Below are 5,917 nucleotides of genomic sequence, written 5' to 3'. Positions count from 1 at the left end.
CGAACCCACACCATCAGCTTGGAAGGCTGAGGTTCTACCATTGAACTACACCCGCAGGGCTGTCGTGGCAGTCTCCATCCTGCGGTGACGCCGGTCGCGCCGCACCCTCCGCCTACCTTCTGCGTTGTGCGCTCGCCGATGGATCGGCGTGGAACGGTCCTCGGCAGGCAAGGCGGCAGGCAAGGGTTGCTTGGTGGAGGGGGGAGGATTCGAACCTCCGAAGGCTGAGCCGTCAGATTTACAGTCTGATCCCTTTGACCGCTCGGGAACCCCTCCAATCGACCGAGCGCGGCAGTATAAGTTCTCGTACGGCGATGGTCAACAGCTCGCGAGCTGCGGGCACAGTGTTCCACGCGGGCACCGAGCGGACACACCGAGGGCTCGCACGAAGCAGCACAGCAGCTCACACAAACCCGCAGCCGACGCGCCCGAGGCTTGCCTGCTGTGTGCGCCTGCCAATGCGGGGGAGAGGTACCTCAAGGGGTCCTCGACTGGGCCAGCTCGGCCGGGCCAGCTCGACTGTGCCACGCCACCGGTCGCACGCTCCCCAAGTTATGCCCTTCGCTCGCCGGTTTTCGGTTTGTCGCGCGAACAACCTACTGATGCCTTTTCTCTTCCTCGAACCTCGCCCCTCGAAACGCGCGACGGTCCGCGATAGACGGAGTCAGCGCCACCGCAGGCGCAAGCAGGCGTCTCAAACGCGCAGGAATCGGCGCGGCGAATGTTATCCTTATCCAACTATTTCAGACACGTCGTCCACGCTCACACTGTGCGGTGGACGTGAAGGCTCGCGAGGTGCAGCTAAACCTATGGAAGTCACCATTTTCGGCAGCGGCTACGTCGGCTTGGTCACGGGCGCCTGCCTGGCTGAAGTCGGCAATAACGTACTCTGCGTCGACGTGGACGCCCAAAAGATTGAACGCCTCAACGCGGGCGGCGTGCCAATCTACGAGCCGGGCCTCGACGACATGATTCGCCGCAACGCCGCAGCGGGAAGACTCGCCTTCAGCACGGATCTGGCAGCGGGCGTCGCTCACGGTCTGTTCCAGTTCATCGCCGTCGGCACGCCGCCGGACGAGGACGGTTCGGCCGATCTCAAGCACGTGTTGAGCGTTGCGACCACCATCGGCGAATGCATGGATACCTATCGGATCGTCGTAGACAAATCCACAGTCCCTGTCGGCACTGCAGATCGAGTCGCCGAGCGCATCCGCGAAAAGCAGCGTGAGCGTGGCGTCACCGTGGAGTTCGACGTTGTATCCAACCCCGAGTTTCTGAAGGAGGGCGCAGCTATCGAGGACTTCATGCGTCCAGACCGGATCGTCGTCGGCACAGACAACCCCCGCACGGGTGAGCTGTTGCGCGCGCTGTACGCCCCCTTCAATCGCAGTCACGACCGACTCATGGTGATGGACGTGCGCTCCGCTGAGCTGACCAAGTATGCGGCGAATGCCATCCTCGCCACCAAGATCAGCTTCATGAACGAGCTGTCCAATATCGCCGAGGCGGTTGGCGCGGACATCGAGCAGGTCCGCGTCGGCATCGGGTCGGACCCGCGCATCGGATATCAGTTCATCTATCCAGGCTGCGGTTACGGTGGCTCCTGCTTCCCGAAGGATGTCCGCGCCCTAGAGCGCACCGCCACTGCCGTCGGCTACACCGCCGAGCTGTTGCACGCGGTGGAGTCCGTTAACTTCCGCCAAAAAGAAATCCTGTTCCGCAAGATCGCCGACTACTTCGACGGCTCGCTGCACGGCAAGGTGATCGCCCTCTGGGGGCTCGCTTTCAAGCCCAACACAGACGACATGCGCGAAGCGTCCAGCCGCCGCTTGATGGAGCAGCTTTGGGACGCGGGGGCCAAGGTCCAGGCCTTTGATCCGGTGGCCATGGAAGAGACCAGACGTATTTACGGCGAGCGCGCCGATCTGACCCTTGTGGATGACCCGATGAGCACTCTGGACGGCGCAGACGCCTTGGCCATCGTCACGGAATGGACGCAATTCCGCAGCCCGGACTTCACGGCGCTGCGGGCGCGCCTGCGGCGTCCGGTCATTTTCGACGGGCGCAACATCCTCGACCACGGGCAGGTGACAGCGGCGGGTATCACGTACTTTTCCATCGGGCGTGGACCGATGGAGCCCCACGCCTGAGCGTCCTACAGCCTCCGGCGAGCCAGGCAGCGTCGCGCCTGGCTCGACAACGAAAAACGCCGGCCGCGTTTCCCGCAGCCGGCGTTTGTTTGTGGCAATGACCGATGGGCGCGCCGGCGCCGTCCGAGGGTCACCGAACGGCGCGCCGGGGCATCAGAAGCGATGGTTCCAGCTGATCTCGATGTCCATCTGCTCCATGTAGAGACTGCCGGTTTGCGCGCCGGTGATCTCCGGACTCGTTCCATCCACGGACTCCTTCGGCATATACGAGAAGGCCAAATTGAACTCGTCCTTGTCGCTATGCACATAGGTGCCGCCGAGCGTCAGGTGCCAACGTACTGTCGCAGGAGCGAGCACATTGAACAGGGCCTGCCGGTCGGTTTTCAGGAAGTCCGTGTTATAGCTCGCGCCGCCAAAGAACTTCCATTTCTCGCTCTGATCCCAGCGAACGCCCAGCTTGAACACGTCCATGCTGTCCCAGCCAAAGCCCAGACCGGCATCGCCGCCGAGGCAGTAAGACGGCTTCGGCGAGGCTCCGAAACACGGTGTGAGGTCAAGGTCGTTGGAGTTCGAAATAGCATCAATCTCGTTGTAAAAGATGTGCTGGTAGTCGAACGCGACCGTCACTTCCGGGCGCACCTTGTAGGCAAGGCCGAAATTGAACATCGCCGGGATGTCGAAAGAGCCGCCATCGGCGAAGAGGCCGCTGTAGTCGTCGAAGTCCGACATAAACATCTTCGTCCGGTACGACAAGCCCAGCGCCAACTGCTCGGTGACTTCGCCGTACCAGCCGAAGTGCAGGCCAACGCCGTAGGACCAGTCCTTATCGTTGTTGGTGACCTTATCCGGGTTCACCGACGCCGCTCGGAACGGCTCCAAGCCCTTGACTTCCATGCTTTGCACCGCAAACACGGGCGCAATGCCAAAGGCCTGGTTGTCGGCCAGCTTGATGGTGTAAGGCACCTCGATGAAGAGCTGCTCCAGATTGACACCCGTGGGCTCGGTGGCCGTCAGGAAACCGTTGGGGTTGCCGTTTTGGCTCCCTGGGATGGGCTGCGTAACCGGCACTGGTGCTCCGTTTTGAATAAGTACCCTTCCCGTTGGACTAAAGGGTGGAACGGTTTCGAACACCGGTTGCCCGCCGACTACGCGTTGGTTGGGCGCCGGTGCGAAGTTCTCCCACACTGCATTGGGATAATCGGTGTTCATACCGCCGTTGCCGTAGATACTGATACCAATGGTCGAGCGGTCGTTGATCGGATGGTTGTAACCGATGCTCGGGATCAAAAACCAATCGCTGTCGCTATCGAACTTGCCCGGCGTCACAAAACCGCCTGTGGGGAACTGCACGTCAAAATTTGGCCCGCCTGGACCGGCCGTTGCGGGTACCGTCTGCGTCGCAAAATCGCTGTTGGCCTCGTAGCCTCGGTCCGACGGATTGAAGAAGGCGACGCCGATGTCGAAGCGACGACCGAGAAACGCCATGCCCGCCGGGTTGGTGGCACTCACGAGCGTATCCTGCGGCAGCGCAGTCGCGACACCCGCCATGGCCTTGGACTTCGTACCCCAGCCGTGGGCGAAGTAGCCGTTGGTCGCCCAAGCCGTCGCCGGCAGGGCAAGCGCCAATGTCAGCGCGGCAACCAGGGGCCGTCTGACCATCGCTGTTGTTTCCATAAGTCCCCCCTTGAGTGGTTGGTCCTCCGGCACCAGCGACCGGAATTTTTGCGTTCAAGCCACTGGCACACCGACCCGCGTCGCCGGCCACAGGGCAGAGCGCGCTCAGCGCAACAGTGTTGCTCCGATACAATACTAGCCCGAGCTTGCGGATTGTCAACGGGACACTGTAGGCGCAACGCTGATCCTTGCTAGTCAACCCTCGCCAACACTCGATCAACGGTTCGCGCGCCGCTGGCCGAGCGGCGAAGGGCGCAAAGCCGCGACGCGAGACTGTTGTGCATCAGCAACAGTGCCGGCTGTGGGCCCTTCGTCGCAGCCAAGGTTCACCGGGCCGGCTCAGTGTGCATGCTGCGACACGACGCAGGCCGGCGGCGCAGGTCCGCACCAAATGGCCCGATGCGCGCGCCATCACGGCGCGGAATGCAAACGGTTGATCGCGAGCTGGAAACGACCTTCGATCAGGTCGGGCAGGATACGGACGGCATCGTCCACGACGTCTAGAATCGCTGCTGCGTCCGCCTGGGACGGCCGGCCGAGCACATAGCCCACCACCCGTGATTTCTCGCCGGGGTGCCCGATGCCGATGCGCAGGCGCCAGAAGTCGCGGCTGCCCAGCGCGTTGATGCTGTCGCGCATGCCGTTATGCCCCGCATGACCACCACCCAGCTTCAGCTTGGCGCGACCGGGCGGCAGATCGAGCTCGTCATAGGCGATGAGGATCTGCTCGGGCGGAATATCGAAATAGCGTGAGACGGCGACCACGGACCGTCCGCTGTGATTCATGAATGTCGTGGGCTTGAGGAGCCGCAGGTCGACGCCGCCGACCGTGACCCGGGCCATGACGCCATGGAACTTGGCCTCCGCCCGGAACTCGCCATGGTGCAGCTCGGCCAACCGGTCGACGAGCCAAAAACCGGCATTATGCCGGGTCAGTGCATAATCGGGCCCGGGGTTACCGAGCCCGATCACGAGACGAATGCCGGGATGGGACATGACCCAAGACGCCAGTACAGACCGGGCTTCGCCCGCTCAGCCGCGGGCGACTGCAGGGCCACCAAGGCGAGCGCGGTGGCCCTGTCGAGCGCAGCGCGGGCTGGCTGCTATTCGCTCGCCGTCTCGCCGCCTTCCGCAGCGCCCTCGTCGCCCTCTTCGGCGGCTTCTTCTTCGCCGCCGCCGGCATAAGCTGCTTGAATACTGACGACCGGCGTGTCCGGATCCATGGCATGGGTCAGCTCGACCCCCTCGGGCAGCTTGAGGTCGGACACCAACATGACGTCACCCACCTCCATTTTGCCCATATCCACCGCGATGTATTCGGGCAAGTCCTTCGGCAGGCAGGTGATTTCCACTTCCGTCAAGTTGTGCGACACCACGCCGCCCTGCTTCACACCGATGGCCGTCTCTTCGTTATCGAAGTGAACCGGCACGCTCATGCGCAGCTTCTCATCGGCGCTGACACGCTGGAAGTCCACATGGATGACGAACGGCTTAGCCGGGTGGCGCTGCAGGTCCTTCAGCACGACCTTGGTCGTTTCGCCCTCGAGCTTCAAATCCAGCAGGCTGGAGTAGAAGGCCTCGTAGTCGAGCTGGCGGTACAGCTCACTATGCAGCACCGAGACCATTTGCGGTTCCCGATGGCCACCATAGACGATGCCCGGCACCAGACCCTCGCGACGCAGGCGGCGGCTCGCACCCTTCCCCCCGTCAGTCCGCGGCTGGGCAGCGATTTCGAAGGTTTCGCTCATTTGCAATCTCCAAGAAAACCCGGTGCCGCCCCCCGCGACCAGGTGAGCAGCACCCCCGGGCCATCGCACGAGGCAATGGCCGTGTTAAGGGCACCTCGAAAAATTCGAGGTGCCCGTGCGGGGCAGGACGCCCCGCCATTTTCGGCGACGCAAGTCGCTGAACATGAAGCAGCCGGGAAACCGCCCAGTGTCTGAACAAGCCCGGCCCCGTCCGATTGTTGGCCAGGACGGCAAATCATCGGCTTCTAGCCGGACGGCATCGGCGCCCTGGCGCCGATGCCGCAATGCACGTCGGTAACACCGGCGACCGCAGCGGCCGCCCAGCGCCCTCAGTCGACGAACAAC

The 5,917-nt window shown here is 63.0% G+C and carries 4 protein-coding genes and 1 tRNA gene; 1 reads left to right on the top strand and 4 read right to left on the bottom strand.

What is annotated here, in order from left to right; all coding sequences use genetic code 11:
- Positions 1–191: 191 nt before the first annotated feature.
- Positions 192–276, bottom strand: a tRNA-Tyr gene (locus I6U14_RS08820).
- Between the two features lie 533 nt (positions 277–809).
- On the opposite strand from I6U14_RS08820, the gene I6U14_RS08815 reads away from it, so the two are divergent.
- Complete coding sequence (locus I6U14_RS08815) at positions 810–2,150, top strand: UDP-glucose/GDP-mannose dehydrogenase family protein (RefSeq protein WP_296898552.1); 1,341 nt, start codon at positions 810–812, stop codon at positions 2,148–2,150.
- Positions 2,151–2,303: 153 nt separating this feature from the next.
- Here I6U14_RS08815 and I6U14_RS08810 read toward each other — a convergent pair whose 3' ends face one another.
- The 3 genes from I6U14_RS08810 to I6U14_RS08800 all read right to left on the bottom strand — a co-directional run bounded on the left by I6U14_RS08810 (position 2,304) and on the right by I6U14_RS08800 (position 5,572).
- The gene (locus tag I6U14_RS08810; protein ID WP_296898550.1) at positions 2,304–3,824 is read right to left on the bottom strand and encodes an OmpP1/FadL family transporter; all 1,521 of its coding nucleotides are present in this window, start codon (positions 3,822–3,824) and stop codon (positions 2,304–2,306) included.
- A 411-nt stretch (positions 3,825–4,235) separates the two neighbouring features.
- Positions 4,236–4,820 (bottom strand): aminoacyl-tRNA hydrolase, encoded by a 585-nt coding sequence (gene pth / locus I6U14_RS08805; protein ID WP_296898549.1) that lies wholly within the window; start codon positions 4,818–4,820, stop codon positions 4,236–4,238.
- A gap of 107 nt (positions 4,821–4,927) precedes the next feature.
- A complete protein-coding gene (locus tag I6U14_RS08800; protein WP_296898547.1) occupies positions 4,928–5,572 on the bottom strand; it encodes a 50S ribosomal protein L25/general stress protein Ctc in 645 nt (214 codons plus the stop codon).
- Between the last annotated feature and the right edge of the window lie 345 nt (positions 5,573–5,917).

Origin of the sequence: Thiohalocapsa sp., assembly GCF_019695415.1 — a bacterium.
Classification (GTDB): Bacteria; Pseudomonadota; Gammaproteobacteria; order Chromatiales; family Chromatiaceae; genus Thiohalocapsa.
Note: the sequence above shows the minus strand (reverse complement) of the source record. Positions and strands in the feature narration are given on the sequence as shown.

Bases quoted from the DNA above. Each gene is read 5' to 3' on its own strand.
- I6U14_RS08800 (WP_296898547.1), bottom strand. From the start codon at position 5,572: ATGAGCGAAACCTTCGAAATCGCTGCCCAGCCGCGGACTGACGGGGGG.
- I6U14_RS08815 (WP_296898552.1), top strand. From the start codon at position 810: ATGGAAGTCACCATTTTCGGCAGCGGCTACGTCGGCTTGGTCACGGGC.
- pth (WP_296898549.1), bottom strand. From the start codon at position 4,820: ATGTCCCATCCCGGCATTCGTCTCGTGATCGGGCTCGGTAACCCCGGG.
- I6U14_RS08810 (WP_296898550.1), bottom strand. From the start codon at position 3,824: ATGGAAACAACAGCGATGGTCAGACGGCCCCTGGTTGCCGCGCTGACA.